Below are 17,642 nucleotides of genomic sequence, written 5' to 3' on the forward strand. Positions count from 1 at the left end.
TCTCGGAGTATGGATTCAGCCGCGCAGACCGCCGTGACGCCCGCGCAGGCCTCCGCGGATGCGGACGACCGGGACTTCGACGCCCTGGCTTTCGACGTCTTCGCCAGGAACTGTCCGTCCCGGGGCACCCTGGAGCACGTCACCGGCCGCTGGGGCGCGCTCACGCTGGGCGCGCTGCACGAGGGGTCGCTGCGCTTCAACGAGCTGCGGCGGCGCGTCGACGGCGTCAGCGAGAAGATGCTCTCCCAGACCCTGCACGCGCTGGAGCGGGACGGGCTGGTCCACCGTGAGGCGCAGCCCACGAACCCGCCACGCGTCGACTACACCCTCACTCCGCTCGGCCATGAGGTCTCCGAGCGGCTGCTCTCCCTCATCGTCTGCGTGGAGGAGCGCATGGAGGACGTGCTGAGGGCGCGGGCCCGCTACGACGAGACCCGCGGGGCCCGCTGACACGTCGGGCAGAAGTAGCTGGAGCGGTTCATCCAGGGCCGTCGCCGCATCGGTGTGGCACAGCGGCGGCAGGGCAGCCCCTCACGCCCGTACGCGTCCAGGGAGCGGTCGAAGTACCCCGACTCTCCGTTGACGTTGACGTAGAGGCTGTCGAAGCTCGTGCCGCCCACCGAGAGGGCCGCGTTCATCACGTCCCGTACGTGGCCGAGGAGTTCGGTGGTGCGGGGGCGGGTGAAACCGGCGGTCGGGCGTTCGTAGTGGATCCGGGCGCGCCACAGCGCCTCGTCGGCGTAGATGTTGCCGACCCCGCTGATCAACGACTGGTCGAGCAGGGCCCGTTTGATGGTGGTGCGCTTGCGGCGCAGCGCCTGGTGGAACGCCTCCGCGTCGAACAGCGGGTCCAGGGGGTCGCGGGCGATGTGCGCGATGACGTCGGGCAGACCGTCGGGGGTGGTGTCGTGCAACGACAAGCCGCCGAAGGTGCGTTGGTCGACGAAGCGGAGTTCGGTGCCCAGGTCGTCCGCGAAGCGGACGCGGATCCTGAGGTGCTTCTCGTCGGCCGCGTCGTGCGGTTGCACGAGCAGTTGGCCGCTCATGCCGAGGTGGGCGAGGACGGCGGTCCCGGTGTCCGCCACCGGCAGCCACAGGTACTTGCCGCGCCGGCTCGGCTCACCGATGCGGTGCCCCTTGAGCCGGTGCGCGAAGTCCTCGGGACCGGCCAGATGCCGCCGGATCGCCCGCGGGTGCAGTACCTCGACATCGGCGACGGTGCGCTGGGCGACCCACCGCCGCAGTCCCCGCCGGACGACCTCGACCTCGGGCAGTTCTGGCACGGGGTCCTCCGGAGGATGAGCCGAGAGAGGGTGGGTTGTCGTCGTGGGGCGGCTGCGGTGCTTTGTGTTGCTCGCGCCCACAGACGGGTCGCACGCGACGACGTACGGAAGCCGCCCCCTCACCCCCAGCGGGGGTACGGGGGCGGCAGCCCCCTAGAGGGGGCACCGAAGCGTCAGGCCGACGCGGCGTCCGAGGGCGCGCCCTCGGTCTCGGCGGCCCGCGCGGCGGCCTCCGCGGCCTCCGTCGCTTCCGCCGCCGCCTTCGCCCGCTCGTCCGCCGCGGCACGGATCGCCCGCCAGGCGGACTCGGCCGCCTGCTGCTCCGCTTCCTTCTTGCTGCGGCCGGTGCCGGTGCCGTACGAGACGCCTCCGACGCGGGCGGCAGCGGTGAAGGTCTTCTCGTGGTCGGGGCCGGTCTCCGTGACCAGGTACTCGGGTACACCGAGCCCCTCGGTCGCGGTGAGCTCCTGGAGACTGGTCTTCCAGTCCAGGCCGGCACCGAGGTTCGAGGACTTCTCGATCAGCGGGTCGAACAGGCGGTGCACCAGCTCCGCCGCCGAGTCGAGTCCCTGGTCGAGATAGACCGCACCGATCACCGCTTCGAGGGTGTCGGCGAGGATGGACGCCTTGTCCCGGCCGCCTGTGCCCTCTTCACCGCGGCCGAGCCGGATGAAGGAGCCGAGGTCGAGCCCACGGCCCACCTCCGCCAGCGCACGAGAGTTGACCACCGCGGCCCGCAACTTGGCCAGCTGGCCTTCGGGCAGGTCGGGGTGGGTGCGGTACAGCGTGTCCGTGACCACGAGGCCGAGGACGGAGTCACCGAGGAACTCCAGCCGCTCGTTGGTGGGCAGACCGCCGTTCTCGTACGCGTAGGAACGGTGGGTGAGTGCGCGCACCAGAAGGGCGGACTCGAGCTTGTAGCCGAGCCGCCCTTCCAGAAGCGTGTGGGACGAGGCTGTGGTGTCCGCCTTTTTCTTGGCGTTGGTGTCCGCCTTGGCGTCAGACATGGAGCCTCTCACCAGCCGCTCAGACCTCGAGGACCTGGCGCTTGTTGTAGGTGCCACAAGACGGGCACGCGATGTGCTGCTGCTTGGGCTCGTGGCAGCGCTCGCACGCAACCAGGGTGGGGACCGCAGCCTTCCACTGCGACCGGCGGTGGCGCGTGTTGCTGCGCGACATCTTCCGCTTCGGAACAGCCACGGCTACTTCTCCTGCTTCTCGTCGGCGCGTGCTGACTGAGGCGCGCCGCCGCTCATCTCGTCCTTCTCGCCATCTTCGAGTGAACCGGCGAGTCCCTGCAGTGCCGCCCAACGGATGTCGACGGCGTCATGGTGGTGGTCCGGGTCGTCCGCGAGCCGCGCTCCGCATTCGGAGCACAGGCCGGGGCAGTCGTCCTGGCACACCGGCTGCATCGGCAGTGCGAGCACCACCGCGTCCCGCAGCACGGGCTCGAGGTCGAACAGGCCGTCCTCGAGGAAGAGCCTGTCCTCGTCGTCCTCGGCGTCGGTGTCGGGCTCCGCGATCACGCGGCCCCGCTCGTCGGCGTCGGGGTACGAGAACATCTCCTGGAAGTCCGCTTCGAGCTCCAGCTCCAGCGGCTCCAGACACCTTACGCACTCCCCCTGGGCCTTGGCACGGGCGGTGCCTGTGACGAGCACCCCTTCCATGACCGACTCCAGGCGGAGTTCGAGTTCCACCGGCGCGCCCTCCGGCACTCCGATGACGCTCTTGATCCCCAGATCCTTGGGAGCGTCGACCGAACGCGTCAGGCGCTGCATCGCACCCGGCCGCCGACCCAGCTCGTGCGTGTCGAACACGAGGGGGTTGCGGTGGTCGAGACGGGCGTTCAGAGCCATGTCAACTTTCGATCTTCGAATCCGGGGGAGGGCGCCGCCCCGGTGTTCCGGGCAGCGCACGATCGCGGGCGTCTTCTGCGGACAGCATGAACGCACGCGCGACCGAACAGCCAGGATACTGGACCTTTCGCTATCGGCCCAATCCGCTGTCAGCGGCCCTGCTCGTAGCGCCGCAGCTGCTCCGCGGTGATCATCGTGGTGTCGAAGAGACTCGTCTCGTCGAGCGCGTTCGCCGGGGGCTGCGCGTACCCCTGGTGACCCGACTGGTCCTGGTGCTGCTGTTCCAGCTGTTGCTGGTCCAGGTGCTGCTGGTTCGGGTGCTGCTGGTTCGGGTCGTACGAGGGCTGCTGCGGGTAGCCCACGGCGTACGGGTCGGCCTGCTGGTAGCCGTAGGGGTCCGCCGTCTGCTGGGGTTGGGCGTACTGCTGCTGGTAGCCGCCGTACTGGTCCTGGTGGTAGGCCGTCGCCCCGTACGCGTCCTGCTGGGCGTAGGGCGACTGCTCCGGGGCCTCGTGGGACCGGTCGGCGGGGGCCTCGGAGAAGGCGGCCAGCTCGGCCAGGTAGTCGGCGTCGCTGGTGGGCCTCGGGGAGGTGCCGTCGTCGTTCAGGGCGAGGGCGCCGAGGTCGTCGGTGGCGATCCGGCCGTGGAGCTTCTGGCGGCCGCGGCCGACGGCCTCCAGGGTCTTGGCGAGGACGGCCTCGAAGGCGCCGAGCTTGGCGTCGACGTAGGCGTCCGCGTCGCGGCGGAGGGTCTCCGGGTCATGGCTGCGCTCGGGGGCGTCCTCGTCCTCGTAGCCCTGCTCGTCGAGGCCGGGGCCGGTACCGAGGAGCTTCTCGCGGCCGCGGCCGACCGAGCCGAGGGTCTTGGTGAGGACGACCTCGAAGTTGGCGAGCTTGGAGTCGACGTAGTCGTCGGCCTCGGCGCGGACGTCCTCGGCCTCCTGGCGGGCCTCGGTGAGGATGCGGTCGGCCTCGTTCTGGGAGCGGCGGGCGACCTCGGTGTCGGAGATGAGGGAGCCCCGCTCGGCGTGGGCCGACTCGATGATCCGCTCGGCCTCCTGGCGGGCCCGCTCGACCATGTGGTCGCGGTCCCCGATCAACTCCTGTGCCTGGGCGAGGGAGTCGGGCAGGGCCGCGCGCAGCTCCTCCAGCAGCGAGAGCAGTTCGGCGCGGTTGACCACGCACGAGGCCGACATGGGCATGGATCGGGCGCCCGAGACCACCGAGACGATCTCGTCGAGCTTCTTCTGCACGTCCACCGTGTGGTCCACCGTGTGCTCGCCACTCTCTACAGCTGTGTTGGAGACGGTCGGATCGACTGTACGGCCAGTGGAGGACCACCGGACACCGGGTGGCGCGACCGGTCCCGCGCGGGCCCTGCGAGCGGGTCCCGCGACGGGTGCCCTAGTCGCGGCGCAGGCGTTCGGTAAGGGCTTCGAGGACGACGGGGGGTACCAGGTGGGAGACGTCGCCGCCCCAGGTCGCGACCTCCTTGACCAGCGAGGACGACAGGAAGCTGTAGGTGGGGTTGGTGGGGACGAAGAGGGTCTCGATGCCCGAGAGGCCGATGTTCATCTGAGCCATCTGAAGCTCGTAGTCGAAGTCGCTGACGGCGCGCAGGCCCTTGACGATGGCGGGGATGTCGCGCTGCTTGCAGAAGTCGACGAGGAGACCGTGGAAGGCCTCGACCCGTACGTTCGCGTACTCGGCGGTGACCTCGCGGATGAGGTCGATCCGCTCCTCCACCTCGAACAGGCCCTTCTTCGACTTGTTGATCATCACCGCGACATAGACCTCGTCGTACAGCTTGGAGGCGCGGCCAATGATGTCGAGGTGTCCATTGGTGATGGGGTCGAACGACCCGGGACAGACGGCGCGGCGCACTTGGGATCCCTCGCTCTCCGGTCCGGTCATCGTGCGTCTTCGCACGTAGAGGCGGCGCGACCGTACCAAAACGTTCCCTCGCCGTAACGACGGGCCCGGAGCGCTTCGAAACCGGTCGGCCAGGCGAAGTCACCGCCTCTGGTGCTGCGCTCCACGGTGACGAGCGCTTCCTCGGCGAGCCAGCCTCCCGTACGGAGTGTGAGCAGGATCTCCCGAAGATCGTCGTCCGGGACGGCGTACGGGGGGTCGAGGAAGACGATGTCGTACGGCTCCTGGGGCGCCTGGCCCTGGATGATCTGTTCCGCTTTGCCCGACCTCACCTCGGCGCCGGGGAGGCCGAGCGTCCGGACGTTGTCGCGGACCGTCCGGGCGGCGCGGGCGTCGGCCTCGACGAGGAGGGTGTGGGCGGCGCCGCGGGAGAGGGCCTCCAGGCCGACGGCTCCGGAGCCGGCGTAGAGGTCGAGGACGCGTTCGCCGTCGAGGGGGCCGCCGAGGAGGGCCTGCCAGGTGGAGAAGAGGCCCTCGCGTGCGCGATCGGAGGTGGGGCGGGTGCCGTTCCCTGGCGGGACGGCCAGGCGGCGTCCGCCGGCTGCGCCGGCGATCACGCGGGTCATCTTGGGTCCTTGGAGGAGGGGGCGGCTACGCCTCCAGTCTGTCAGGCGAGGAGGCACGGCAGGCGAGGAGGCACGGGCGCCTGCCGCCGGCAGGGAGAGCAGGCAACGTCACACGCGGCACCGGCCCTGCGCGTGCGGCCCTCCCCTCAGCCCTTCTCCAGGTACTGCTCCCGCTCCTCGTCCAGGAGGGCGTCCAGGGCCGTTCTCAGGCCCGGGAAGGACTCCAGCTCCGGGTCGGCGGCCACCACCGACGCCGCCTCCTCCCTGGCCTCCGTGATGATCTCCTCGTCGTCGATGACGGTGAGCATGCGCAGGCTGGTGCGGGCACCGGACTGGGCCTGGCCGAGGACGTCGCCCTCGCGGCGCTGTTCGAGGTCGATGCGGGAGAGTTCGAAGCCGTCGAGGGTGGAGGCGACGGCGCCCAGGCGCTGGCGGGCGGCGCTGGCCTCGGGCATCTCCGTGACCAGGAGGCAGAGACCGGGGGCGGAACCCCGGCCGACGCGGCCGCGGAGCTGGTGGAGCTGGGAGACGCCGAAGCGGTCGGCGTCCATGATGACCATCGCCGTCGCGTTCGGGACGTTGACGCCGACCTCGATGACCGTGGTCGCCACCAGGACCTTGGTCTCACCGGCGGCGAACCGGCGCATGACCGCGTCCTTGTCGTCCGGGTGCATACGGCCGTGCAGGACCTCGACCTGGAGGCCGCGCAGGGGGCCCTGGGTGAGCTGGTCGGCGATGTCGAGGACGGCGAGCGGCGGCCTTTTCTCGGCTTCGTCCTCCGGGGACTTCTTGCTCTTCCCGGGGCCGGTCTGTTCGTCGACGTCGTCGCCGATGCGGGGGCAGACGACGTACGCCTGGTGGCCGTTCTCCACCTCCTCGCGGACCCGCTCCCAGGCGCGGGCGAGGAAGTGCGGTTTGTCGGCGGCGGGGACGACATGGCTGGCGATCGGCGAGCGGCCCGCGGGGAGTTGGTCGAGGACCGAGGTCTCCAGGTCGCCGAAGACCGTCATGGCGACCGTGCGCGGGATGGGTGTGGCCGTCATGACGAGGAGGTGCGGCGGCTGCTTGCCCTTGCCGCGCAGGGCGTCGCGCTGCTCCACGCCGAAGCGGTGCTGTTCGTCGACGACGACCAGGCCCAGGTCGTGGAACTGGACCTTGTCCTCGATCAGCGCATGGGTGCCGATGACGATGCCGGCCTCGCCGGTGACCAGGTCGAGGAGCGCCTGACGGCGGGCGGCCGCGCCCATCGAACCGGTGAGCAGCACCACCTTGGTGGCGTGCTCGGCGCCGCCCAGCATGCCGCCCTCGGCCAGCTCGCCCATCATCTCCGTCACCGACCGGTGGTGCTGCTGGGCGAGCACCTCGGTCGGCGCGAGCATGGCCGCCTGCCCGCCGGCGTCCACCACAGCGAGCATGGCGCGCAGGGCCACCAGTGTCTTCCCGGAGCCCACCTCTCCCTGGAGCAGGCGGTGCATCGGGTGTTCGGTGGCGAGGTCGTCGAAGATCTCCCGGGAGACCTTCTGCTGGCCCTCGGTCAGGGTGAACGGGAGGCGGGCGTCGAAGGCGGTGAGGAGGCCGTCCGGGGTGGGGCGGCGGGCCACGGCGGGGAGTTGGGCGTCGGTGTGCCGGCGGCGGGCGAGGGCGACCTGGAGGACGAAGGCCTCGTCCCACTTGAGGCGGTCCCGGGCGCCCTCGATGTCCGCCTTGGTGTGGGGGCGGTGGATCTTCAGCAGGGCCTCGGGGAGGGGGACCAGACCCCGGCCCGCACGGAGGGCGTCGGGGAGGGGGTCCACGGCCTCCTGGGCGCTCGGCAGGACCGTCTGCACCGCCTTGGCGATCTTCCAGGACTCCAGCTTGGCGGTGGCCGGGTAGATCGGGATGAGGGCGCCGGCCCAGCTGTCGACCGTCTCCAACACGTCTTCGCCGCGCAGCAGTTCGTATGCCGGGTGGGCCAGCTGGAGGCGGCGGTTGAAGACGGAGACCTTGCCGGCGAAGAGGGCGCGGGTGCCGGGGAGGAGCTCCTTGTGGGGCTTGTGCACGCCGTTGCCGAAGAAGACCAGCTGGAGACGGCCGCTGCCGTCGGTGATGGTGACCTCGAGGCGCTGGCCCTTGCCGCGGGGGGCCTTGGCGGAGGCGAAGGTGTGCAGGCGGGCGTCGGCGACCTGGGCGACCACCGTGACGTGCTCGTCCATGGGCAGGTCGGCGAGGTGGGTGAGCTGCCCGCGCTCCTCGTACCTGCGGGGATAGTGGTGCAGCAGGTCTCCGACGGTGTGCAGGCCGAGGTGCTCGGCCATCACCTTCGCGGTGGCGGCGCCGAGCGTGTTCTTGAGCGGTTCTTCGAGCGCGGGCACGAGATCCATTGCACACCACGGCACTGACAATCCCGTATACGTCCTTGAAATCCGCTGGTCAGGCGGGTCGTTCGCGCCTAGGATGGCGCACCCCCGGGCCTGTACCGAAGGCCCGTGCCGCCTCCCGTCCGCGGTCACCGTCTCGTGGGACCGCCCTACCCCGCGCCGTCGCCCGACCCCCACCCCACCGGCGCTGCGACGATGGACTCAATGACCTCACAGTCATCCCAGGCATCCCAGACTCCACAGTCACCTCACACGTTCCAGGTCGATCTGCGTGGCCTGGTGGATCTGCTCTCGCACCACCTCTATTCCAGTCCGAAGGTCTACCTGCGCGAGCTGCTGCAGAACGCGGTGGACGCGATCACCGCGCGGCGGGCCGAGGAGCCCGACGCGCCCGCCCGGGTGCGGCTGTTCGCCGAGGGCGCCGCGCTGCGGGTGGAGGACTCCGGCGTGGGGCTCACCGAGTCCGACGTGCACAGTCTCCTCGCGACCATCGGCCGCAGCTCCAAGCGCGCCGACGGGCTTCAGGAGGTCCGCTCGGACTTCCTCGGGCAGTTCGGCATCGGGTTGCTGGCGTGCTTCGTGGTCGCCGAGCGCATCCGGGTCGTCAGCCGCAGCGCCCGTACGCCGGACGCGGCGCCCGTGGAGTGGACGGCGACCGACGACGGCTCGTACACGGTGCGGACACTGCCGGACGAGGCGCGCCCCGAGCCGGGGACGACCGTGCATCTGGTCGCGCGGCCGGGCGCGGCGGAGTGGCTCTCGCACGCGCGCGTGCTGTCGCTGGCGCGGGACTTCGGCTCGCTGCTGCCGTACGACGTCCGGGTGGGCGAGGAGGCGGTCACGGATCTGCCGGCGCCCTGGGACCGTCCGTACCCCTCCCCCGCCACCCGGCGGGTGGCTCTCGCGCGGCACTGCCACGACCTGTTCGGGTTCACCCCGTTGGACGCGATCGAGCTGGACGTGCCGCTCGCCGGGGTGCGGGGCGTGGCGTACGTGCTGCCGTCGGCGGTCAGCCCGGCGCAGCGGGTGGGCCACCGGGTGCACCTGAAGGGCATGCTGCTCACGGAGCGGGCCGAACAGCTGCTGCCGGAGTGGGCGTTCTTCGTGCGCTGTGTGCTCGACACGGACAGTCTGCGGCCCACGGCGTCCCGAGAGTCGCTGTACGAGGACGAGACCCTCGCGGCCGTCCGGGAGGCGCTGGGCGAGCGGATCCGCGGGTGGCTGACGGGTCTCGCCGCGGGTGATCCGGAGCGGCTGGCGGCCTTCCTGTCGGTGCACTACCTGGGGGTGAAGTCCCTGGCGCGGCACGACAAGGAGATGCTGCGCACGATGCTGCCGTGGCTGCCCTTCGAGACGACCGACGGGCGGCTGTCCCTGGAGGAGTTCGCGCAGCGGCACCCGGTGGTGCACTTCACGCGGACGGTGGAGGAGTACCGCCAGGTCGCGCCGATCGCCTCCGCGCAGGGCGTCGGGGTGATCAACGGCGGTTACACGTACGACAGCGAGCTGGTCGAGGCGCTGCCGTCGGTGCGCCCGGGCACGATGGTCGCCGAGTTGGACGCCGACACGGTGACCGCTCATCTGGACGCGCCCGACCCGGACGAGGAGCTGGCGCTGGCGGGCTTCCTGTCGGCCGCGCGGGCGAAGCTCGACCCCCTGGGCTGTGATGTCGTGCTGCGGGCGTTCCATCCGCTGTCGGTGCCCGCGCTGCACCTGGACGACCGTTCCTCCCGGCACGAGCAGGCCCGCGCGGAGGCCGAGGAGCAGGCCGACGACCTGTGGGCGGGCATCCTCGGCTCGCTGCGCGGCAGCGCCCCGCGCGCGCGGCTGGTGCTGAACCACCTCAACCCGCTCATCCGGCGGATCGGTGCCCTGCGCGATCCCGAGCTGATCGGGACCGCCACCGAGTCCCTGTACGGGCAGGCCCTGCTGATGGCGCAGCGACCGCTCAGGCCGGCGGACTCGGCGCTCCTGAACCGCGCGTTCATAGGCCTCCTGGAGTGGGCCACGCACAGCGAGACCGGGCCCGGGGAGGGCGGCCGACCGTGAGGGACGTCATGGACTTCGACGAACTGCGCCGGGCCATGGCGGAGAACTACGAGCAGCCGGAGGGCCCCGCCCGCAACGCGCGCGCGGAGCGGCTGCTCGCCGAGGCCGAGAAGCTGAACATCCCGCTCGCCGTGATCGAGGCGCTCGGCCACCAGCTGAAGGTCTACAACTACAGCTCCGAGAAGGACAAGATGTTCGTCCCCTTCGCGCGCCTGCTGCGCATGTGGGACGAGCGCCCGGAGGACTTCGACGAGTACGAGGTCCACTCGCTGCACTGGGTCTTCAAGTGGATGTCGGCCGGCATGCTCAACCAGCCGCATGTGCCGCTCGCCTCGATCGAGAAGTGGCTCGGCGAGATGGAGCACCGCTACCGGCTCGCCGGACACTCGGAACGGGCCGTGCGCAGCGCCGAGTTCAGTGTGGCCGCGCACGTCGGCGATCTGGCGCGGGCCGAGCGGGCGTACGAGGCGTGGCTGGCGGCCGACCGGGACAGCATGGCCGACTGCCACGCGTGCGAGCTGCACGGCCAGGGCTGGTGGCAGGCGCGGCAGCGGCGGGACGCCGAGGCGCTGCGGCTGTGGGCGCCGGTCCTGGAGGGCGAGTACACCTGCGCCCACGAGCCGCACACCGCTCTGGCGTCCTCCCTGCTGCCGCTGCTGCGGCTGGGGCGCCTGGACGAGGCGCGCGCCCACCATCTGCGCGGTTTCCGGCTGGTGCGGGCCATGGAGAGCATGCGGGGCGCGTACGCGGACCACGTGGAGTTCTGCGCCCTGACCGGTAACGAGGCGCGCGGTCTTGAGCTGCTCGCCGAGCGTCCGGCGTACTTCACGGACTCCGGGGACCCGCGCAGCAAAGCGGACTTCACGGCCGTGGTGGCGCTCCTCATGGACCGCCTGGTCAGCCGTGGCCTCGCCGATCAGACGGTCCCGGGTCCCGCCGGCCGCACCTGGACCGCCGCCGAGCTGGCCGCGCACGCACGCGTGGAGGCACTGTCCCTGGCCGCCCGGTTCGACGAGCGCAACGGCACGGCGTACGTCAGCACCCACGTCCGGGAGCGCATGGACCAGCCGCCGCTCGTGGACCGGCTGCCACTGGGCGTGCGGGCGACCCGCACGGTCCCGGCGCCCCGGCAGCCCCTGGCCGTGGAGCGCGTCGAGGCGGCACCGGCGCCGGACGACCTGCCTGCGCTCCTCGCCGAGGCGCGGCGGCTGTCCGAGTCCTTGCACCCGGACTCCGTGGCCGCGTGGGCCGCGGTGGCGCGGGCCGCCGAGGCGGACGGCGCGGAGCTGGACGCCCACGACCGGGCGGAGATCGTCGACCACCGGGCGATCTCCCTCGGGCCCGAGGGACGCGCCCTGTTCGAACACGCGGCCGAGCTGTACGAGGAGGCCGGTGACCCGGGCGAGGCGCTCGCGGCACGCGCGCGTGGAGCGACGGTCCACTCCCTGAACGGGCACACCGAGGAAGCACTGGAGCTGCTGTCCGAGCCGTACGAGAAGGTCCTCGCGCTCCACGCGGGCGGCGCCACCGGGCTGCGGCAGACGGCGTCCGTGCTGGTGGGGCGGGCCCGGATACTCATGCAGCGGCTGGAGGAGGCGGACCCGGACGAGAGCGCGGTGCCCGCCGCCGAGGCCGCCGTGCGGGAGCTGGCGGAGTTCGTCGAGCCGCACCGCGCGCAGGACGTGCGGCTGGCCTCGCGGGCCGCGGAGGCGCGGGCCATGCTCGGGGAGCTGGCCGAGCGCGGCGGGGACGCGGAGACCGCCGCCGCGCTGTTCGAGGAGGCCGCGGAGCGGTATGTGGCGGCCGGGGCGCCCTGGTTCGCGGTGCAGTACGAGGCCCGGCTGGCCGGGCTCGCGCAGCAGCTCGGAGACCTGGAGCGGGCCGAGCGGGCGGCCCGCGCGGCGCTGGAGCACGGCGGTACGGATCTGGAGCCGATGGGCCACGCCCAGCTCCACGTCCAGCTGGCGGAGCTCCTCGGTGCCGCCGACCGGGTCGAGCCGGGCGCCGCTCACGCGCTGGAGGCGGCGCACTGGGCCGACGAGGCCGGTGAGAGCCGGACGCTCGGCTCCTGGGCCCGGCATCTCCTCGGCGGGTTCCTGCTGCGGCAGGGGCGGTGGGCGGAGGCCGCGGAGGTGCTGGAGTCGGCCCTGGTGGACCTGACCGCCGAGATCCACGGGGACGGGGCCGTCGCCCAGACCCTGTGGTGGCTCGGCGACTGCCACACCGAGATGGGCGAGCACCGCGAGGCGGCCGACCGGTGGCTGCGGGCCGCCGACATCACCCGGCACTGGCCCGAGCAGCGCGACCACGCCGTGCTCGCGCACCTCGCCGCGGAGGCCCTCGCCCGTGCGGGGCTGCCCGCCGAGGCGGACCGGGCGTACGAGCGCGCGGGCGCCCTGTGGGGAGAGCTCGGCAACGTCCACGGGTACGTGCGGGCGCTGCGGGCGCGAGCCTGGTACGCGGCCCAGGAGGGCGCGGGGCTCGACGCCGCCCGGGAGTTGATGGGTGACGCCGTGGCCGGGTGCGAGGCGGCCCTGTCGGACGTGACCGGCGAGGAGAACCGGCTGCGGATCCACGCGGAACTCGGCGAGACGTACCGGCAGTTCGGCGATCTGCTCGCCCGTTCCGTCGCCGAGGACGCGGAACTCGACGTGTACCGGGCGGTGTTCGAGGAGGCGCTCACGCTCGTCGAGCGGGCGGTGGCGGTGTACGGGTCCCTGGGGGCCGACTTCCTCGACGAGCGGACCGGCGCGGAGCTCGCGGCCGGGTGGCTGGAGGCGGACCTTCGGCGGGCGGCCGACGCGGCGGGGCGGGCGCGGAGTGTGTTGGCCGCGTACGGCGACGTCGGCGTCGGCGGCAGTGGCAGTGGCTGCGGAGACGGCGGCGTCGGTGGTCAGGAGGGCGAGACGGCGGTTGTGCGTCGCGCGGAGGCGGAGCGGATGCTGGGGCTGGTGGAGGGGCTGGGGGACGGGTAGGGCTCAGCGGGGTGGGGGCTGGGCCCATGGGTCTCGCCCCCGCCGCCCCTACCCGTCCCATCCCTAGGGGCTGCCGCCCCTTCCACCCCGCGTCGGCGCCTTATGGCTCGGGGGTGCGTGTGGTTCTGGCGGGTGCGGGTGCGTTGTGGTTTCTCGCGCAGTTCCCCGCGCCCCTTGGGGGACGGGCGGTTCCCGCCGTCCCCCGAGGCGGCGCCCCGCCGGAGCTACTCGGCCGTCCCCGAACTACGGCCCGTCGGCGCTGCACGACCGTCAGCTACTCGACGCCGATCAGCAGGAGGGTGCCCTGGTGGCCGCCTCTGTAGACCACCGTGTCCACGCCCAGGTGGGACTCGCGGAGTCGGGCTTCCACGTGGTCGGCGATGTCGCTCGGGGCCTCGTCGCCGAGGACCAGGGTGACCATTTCGCCGCCGGCGGCGAGCATGCGGTCGACGACCCTGGCGGCGGTCGCGGTGACGTCGTCACCGATGACGGCCACGTCCCCGTCGATGAGGCCGAGGACGTCGCCGGCCTGGCAGATGCCGGCCATGGTCCAGGACTGGCGCTCGGCGATGACGACCTCGGCGTAGCGCGTGGCTCCCGCCGCGGAGGTCATGGAGACGACGTCCTCGTCGAAACGGCGGCCCGGCTCGTGCACGGCGAGGGCGGCGATGCCCTGGACGGCCGACCGGGTCGGGATCAACGCCACCCGTACGCCCTCGGCGCGGGCCTGCTCCGCCGCCGCGGCCGCCGTGTGCCGCAGATCCGCGTCGTTGGGCAGGAGCACCACCTCGCGCGCGTGGGCCCGCCGTACCGCCTCCACCAGCTCCCCGCTGGCGGGCGGCTCCCCGGGGCGGGCCAGCACCGTGGTCGCACCAGCCTCCGTGTACAGCCCCGCCAGGCCCTCCCCCGGTACGACGGCCACGACGGCGCGCTGGGCCCGCTCACGCGGCCGCCGTCCGGCCCCACCGGCCACGTGCGCGTCCTCGGCCCCGAAGTGCGTGATCCGGATCCGGTACGGCCGCCCGGCCTCGACGCCCGCCTCCACGGCCGCACCCGCGTCGTCGACGTGCACATGGACGTTCCACAGACCGTCCCCGCCGACCACGACGAGCGAGTCGCCCAGCCCGTCCAGCCTGCCGCGCAACCGGGCCACCGCCTCGTCGTCCGCCTCCAGGAGGTAGATCACCTCGAAGGCGGGCCCCCCGGTCCCGGGCCGGTCGTCGGCGCACACCTCCGGCCCGACGCCCTCCGCGCCACGCACGGCATCGGCACCGCCGGCGCCGTCGTCGCCCGGGCCGGTCCCCGCCACGCGCGCGTGCGTGGTCGCGAGCTCGGGTGAGGCGACGGGGGCGGCGTAGGCGTGCGCCCTGGGGGCCTCCCCCGTGAACGTCTCCACCAGCGCGGCCAGCACCGCCACCAGGCCGCGTCCGCCCGCGTCCACGACACCCGCGCGGGCCAGCGCCGCCAGTTGCCCGGGGGTCGCCAGCAGGGCCGTACCGGCGCCCTCGTACGCGGCGCGGGCCACCGTGCCGCAGTCGCCCTCCGCGGCCCCCACCGCGTCGGCGGCCGCGGAGGCGACCGTGAGGACGGTGCCCTCCACAGGGTGGGCCACTGCCTCACGTGCGGAGTCGGCGGCGTGGCGGAGAGCGAGACGGAGCCCCTGTCCGTCGGTGTGAGCGGCCTCACTGTCGTCCGCGAGCACCTGGGCCATCCCACGCAGGAGCTGCGCGAGGATCGTCCCGGAGTTCCCCCGGGCGCCTATGAGCGCGCCGTGCGCCATGGCCCGCGCGGCCTCGGCGAGGGTGGGCTGCCCGGCGGTGGGCGAGCCGGGCGCCGCGCCCGTCTCGTGGCCCGCGAACACCGCCTCCACGGCGGCCGCCGCCGACTCCATCGTCAGGTAGAGGTTGGTCCCGGTGTCGCCGTCGGCCACCGGGTAGACGTTGATCGCGTCGATCTCCTCACGGGCCCGCCCCAGGGCGGCCAGCGCGAGGCCGCACCAGGTGCGCACCGCGAGAGCATCGAAGAATGTCTGCGGCACCTGCGGCACCTGCGCCTCCTTGAGCTGCTTGGCTGCTGGACGGGCGCCGGATGGAACGCCGCACGCCGCACGCAGCGTAGACCCGCAGCCGTGACCGCCGGTAAGAGGGCCGGGGCGAGGCCCCGACCAGCCATGGTAGTTTCGTTGTACGGACGCAGTCGTTGTATGCTGCTCCGGTTGCCCGATCCAGATCACCGATCCAGACCGGGCCTTCCCCCTGGCAACGCCACTCGGATCCCGGTCTCGGGATTGTGATCCCGGCATGCCGGGATCAACCGTAAGTGCATCTGAAGTCTTTGGAGTGACCCGTGGCTGCCAACTGCGACGTCTGCGGCAAGGGGCCGGGCTTCGGCAACAACATCTCGCACTCGCACCGCCGTACGTCCCGCCGCTGGAACCCGAACATCCAGCGTGTGCGTACCGTGGTGGGCGGGACGCCGAAGCGCGTGAACGCTTGCACCTCGTGCATCAAGGCCGGCAAGGTCTCGCGCTGACGCTCAGCTAGCGCGCGGCCACCTGCTGGTTCGCTGCACAGAGCCGGTCCACCGTTGGTGGGCCGGCTTTTTGCCGTGCCCGCCCGCGTGATCAGCCCCGCTCGCGTGCCCCGTCCTCCGCGTGTGACCAGCCCTGCTCGTGTGACCGACCCGTGCGGACGCGACACCGGGCCGCACCCGCGCGGCCCGGGCTCGCCGAAGGGTCGGCCACCCGTCTCAGACGGCCGGACCACCCCGTCCGAGCGCCCATCCGTGATCCACGGGCCCGATGCCGCCGCCGAGGGCGAACCCGGCGGCGATCGCCCCGGTGACGTACTCCTTGGCCGCCGCCACGGCCTCCGGCACGGTCAGCCCCTGCGCGAGACGCGCGGCGATCGCGGAGGCCAGTGTGCAGCCCGTGCCGTGCGTGTGCCGGTTGTCGTACCTCGGCGCCCGCAGCCAGTGCTCCTCGGAGCCGTCGGTGAGCAGGTCGACGGCGTCCCCCGAGAGGTGCCCGCCCTTGATCACCACCCATCGTGGCCCGTACGCCAGCACGGCCTGGGCGGCCTCGCGCATCCCGGTCTCCGACTCGACACGCACACCGGTGAGTTGGGCGACCTCGTCGAGGTTGGGGGTGGCGACCGTCGCCGTGGGCAGCAGCCGCTCACGGACGGAGTCCAGGGCCGTCGCGGCCAGCAGCGGGTCGCCGTGCTTGGAGACGCCGACCGGGTCGACGACCACGGGCGCGTCCGTGGCGGCGAGCAACTCGGCGACCGTCTCGACGAGTTCGGCGGAGGCGAGCATGCCGGTCTTGACGGCCTGGACGCCGATGTCGTCGACGACACTGCGGTACTGGGCGCGGACGGCCTCCACCGGCAGCTCCCAAGCGCCCTGCACCCCGAGGGAGTTCTGCGCGGTGACCGCCGTGACGACGCTCATGCCGTGCACACCGAGCGCCAGCATGGTCTTCAGGTCGGCCTGGACACCGGCGCCGCCCCCGGAGTCGGAGCCGGCGACCGTGAGCACCCTGGGCGGCGCTCCCGGTGACCCGGTCACGACTCCATGTCCGCGAAGTGGTCCCAGCCGCCCTTGCTGGTCCAGGGCGCCCCGTCCACGGTGACCTGTGGCAGCGCCGACGGGTTGAGGACCTCGCCGATCACCTTCCAGCGGGCCGGCAGCTTCACGTCCGGCGGGAACGTCGCCACTATGGCGTGGTCCTCGCCGCCGGTGAGCACCCACTGGATGGGGTCGACGCCGACGGCCTGCCCGATGTCGTTCATCTGGGACGGGATGTCGATCGCGCCGGAGCGGATGTCGATCCGGCAGCTGCTGGCCTCGGCGATGTGCCCGAGGTCCGCGATCAGCCCGTCGCTCACGTCGCACATCGCGGTCGCGCCCAGGTCGGCGGCGGCGGGACCCGCGTGGTACGGCGGCTCGGGACGCCGGTGGGCCTCCACGAAGGCGCGCGGCGAGCGGAAGCCGCGGGAGAGGACCGCGTGTCCGGCGGCGGACCAGCCGAGCCAGCCGGTGACGGCCACGACATCGCCGGGCTGCGCCCCGGCCCTGGTCACGGGCTCGTGGTTGCGGAGATCACCGAGCGCGGTGATGGAGATCATGATGGTGTCGCCGCGGACGACGTCCCCGCCCACGACGGCCGCCCCGGCGACCTGGCACTCGTCGCGCAGGCCGTCCATCAGCTCGGTCGCCCAGGTCACCGGGAGGTCGACCGGAGCGACCAGGCCGAGGAGCAGCGCGGTGGGCACGGCGCCCATGGCGGCGATGTCCGCGAGGTTCTGGGCGGCCGCCTTGCGCCCGACGTCGTACGCCGTGGACCAGTCGCGGCGGAAGTGCCGCCCCTCCAGCAGGAGGTCGGTGCTCGCCACGACCCGGCGGTCCGGCGCGGCCACCACAGCGGCGTCGTCGCCGGGGCCGACCCGGACCGCCGGGGTGGTGGTGAGCCGGGAGGTGAGCTCCCTGATGAGCCCGAACTCCCCCAGCTCTCCCACGGTGCCCTTCATCGTCGTATCGCCCCTTCTTGTGCCGCTTCCAGTGTCACTCGCGCCCGGTCGCGAGCGGTCCTCGCCCTCGGTACGGTCGAGTCGACCGTCAACTT

At 72.7% G+C, this 17,642-nt stretch carries 15 protein-coding genes; 4 read left to right on the forward strand and 11 right to left on the reverse strand.

Annotated elements, in window-relative coordinates:
• Positions 1 to 9: 9 nt before the first annotated feature.
• A complete protein-coding gene (locus SMA5143A_RS21780; protein ID WP_107464567.1) occupies positions 10 to 450 on the forward strand; it encodes a winged helix-turn-helix transcriptional regulator in 441 nt (146 codons plus the stop codon).
• On the opposite strand, the gene mutM is transcribed toward SMA5143A_RS21780, so the two are convergent.
• The 8 genes from mutM to recG form a co-directional block, all read right to left on the reverse strand.
• Positions 423 to 1,283, reverse strand: a complete 861-nt coding sequence (gene mutM / locus SMA5143A_RS21785; protein WP_107464568.1) for a bifunctional DNA-formamidopyrimidine glycosylase/DNA-(apurinic or apyrimidinic site) lyase — start codon at positions 1,281 to 1,283, stop codon at positions 423 to 425. The two genes, SMA5143A_RS21780 and mutM, sit on opposite strands and share 28 nt — an antisense overlap.
• A 173-nt stretch (positions 1,284 to 1,456) precedes the next feature.
• Positions 1,457 to 2,290 (reverse strand): ribonuclease III, encoded by an 834-nt coding sequence (rnc, locus tag SMA5143A_RS21790; RefSeq protein ID WP_055712663.1) that lies wholly within the window; start codon positions 2,288 to 2,290, stop codon positions 1,457 to 1,459.
• A gap of 19 nt (positions 2,291 to 2,309) precedes the next feature.
• Positions 2,310 to 2,483, reverse strand: coding sequence for a 50S ribosomal protein L32 (gene rpmF / locus SMA5143A_RS21795; protein ID WP_003951102.1), 174 nt, complete (start codon positions 2,481 to 2,483; stop codon positions 2,310 to 2,312).
• Positions 2,484 to 2,485: 2 nt separating this feature from the next.
• A complete protein-coding gene (locus SMA5143A_RS21800; protein ID WP_107464569.1) occupies positions 2,486 to 3,139 on the reverse strand; it encodes a YceD family protein in 654 nt (217 codons plus the stop codon).
• 149 nt (positions 3,140 to 3,288) lie between these two features.
• On the reverse strand, positions 3,289 to 4,398 hold the full coding sequence (locus SMA5143A_RS21805; RefSeq protein WP_181361963.1) for a cell division initiation protein: 1,110 nt from the start codon (positions 4,396 to 4,398) through the stop codon (positions 3,289 to 3,291).
• A 145-nt stretch (positions 4,399 to 4,543) separates the two neighbouring features.
• Positions 4,544 to 5,023, reverse strand: a complete 480-nt coding sequence (coaD, locus tag SMA5143A_RS21810; RefSeq protein ID WP_055512574.1) for a pantetheine-phosphate adenylyltransferase — start codon at positions 5,021 to 5,023, stop codon at positions 4,544 to 4,546.
• 26 nt (positions 5,024 to 5,049) lie between these two features.
• A complete protein-coding gene (gene rsmD / locus SMA5143A_RS21815; RefSeq protein ID WP_258193665.1) occupies positions 5,050 to 5,682 on the reverse strand; it encodes a 16S rRNA (guanine(966)-N(2))-methyltransferase RsmD in 633 nt (210 codons plus the stop codon).
• 101 nt (positions 5,683 to 5,783) lie between these two features.
• Positions 5,784 to 7,997 (reverse strand): ATP-dependent DNA helicase RecG, encoded by a 2,214-nt coding sequence (gene recG, locus SMA5143A_RS21820; RefSeq protein WP_107464572.1) that lies wholly within the window; start codon positions 7,995 to 7,997, stop codon positions 5,784 to 5,786.
• A gap of 201 nt (positions 7,998 to 8,198) precedes the next feature.
• On the opposite strand from recG, the gene SMA5143A_RS21825 reads away from it, so the two are divergent.
• Together SMA5143A_RS21825 and SMA5143A_RS21830 are read left to right on the forward strand one after the other, a co-directional pair.
• Entirely contained in the window at positions 8,199 to 10,043 is a 1,845-nt protein-coding gene (locus tag SMA5143A_RS21825) for an HSP90 family protein (RefSeq protein WP_107464573.1), read from the forward strand.
• Positions 10,044 to 10,051: 8 nt separating this feature from the next.
• Entirely contained in the window at positions 10,052 to 13,018 is a 2,967-nt protein-coding gene (locus SMA5143A_RS21830) for a hypothetical protein (RefSeq protein ID WP_107464584.1), read from the forward strand.
• A gap of 274 nt (positions 13,019 to 13,292) precedes the next feature.
• Here SMA5143A_RS21830 and SMA5143A_RS21835 read toward each other — a convergent pair whose 3' ends face one another.
• Positions 13,293 to 15,065 carry a DAK2 domain-containing protein gene (locus tag SMA5143A_RS21835; protein WP_107464574.1) on the reverse strand — a complete coding sequence of 591 codons (1,773 nt, stop codon included), beginning with the start codon at positions 15,063 to 15,065 and terminating at the stop codon, positions 13,293 to 13,295.
• Positions 15,066 to 15,364: 299 nt separating this feature from the next.
• Between SMA5143A_RS21835 and rpmB the strand changes: the two genes are divergently transcribed.
• Entirely contained in the window at positions 15,365 to 15,550 is a 186-nt protein-coding gene (gene rpmB / locus SMA5143A_RS21840) for a 50S ribosomal protein L28 (RefSeq protein WP_003993230.1), read from the forward strand.
• A gap of 216 nt (positions 15,551 to 15,766) precedes the next feature.
• On the opposite strand, the gene thiD is transcribed toward rpmB, so the two are convergent.
• Entirely contained in the window at positions 15,767 to 16,585 is an 819-nt protein-coding gene (gene thiD, locus SMA5143A_RS21845) for a bifunctional hydroxymethylpyrimidine kinase/phosphomethylpyrimidine kinase (protein WP_107464575.1), read from the reverse strand.
• A complete protein-coding gene (locus SMA5143A_RS21850) occupies positions 16,582 to 17,547 on the reverse strand; it encodes a thiamine-phosphate kinase (RefSeq protein WP_107464576.1) in 966 nt (321 codons plus the stop codon). The genes thiD and SMA5143A_RS21850 overlap by 4 nt, the downstream gene beginning before the upstream one ends.
• Positions 17,548 to 17,642 lie beyond the last annotated feature (95 nt).

It is taken from the genome of Streptomyces sp. MA5143a (assembly GCF_900290235.1).
Taxonomy (GTDB): Bacteria; Actinomycetota; Actinomycetes; order Streptomycetales; family Streptomycetaceae; genus Streptomyces.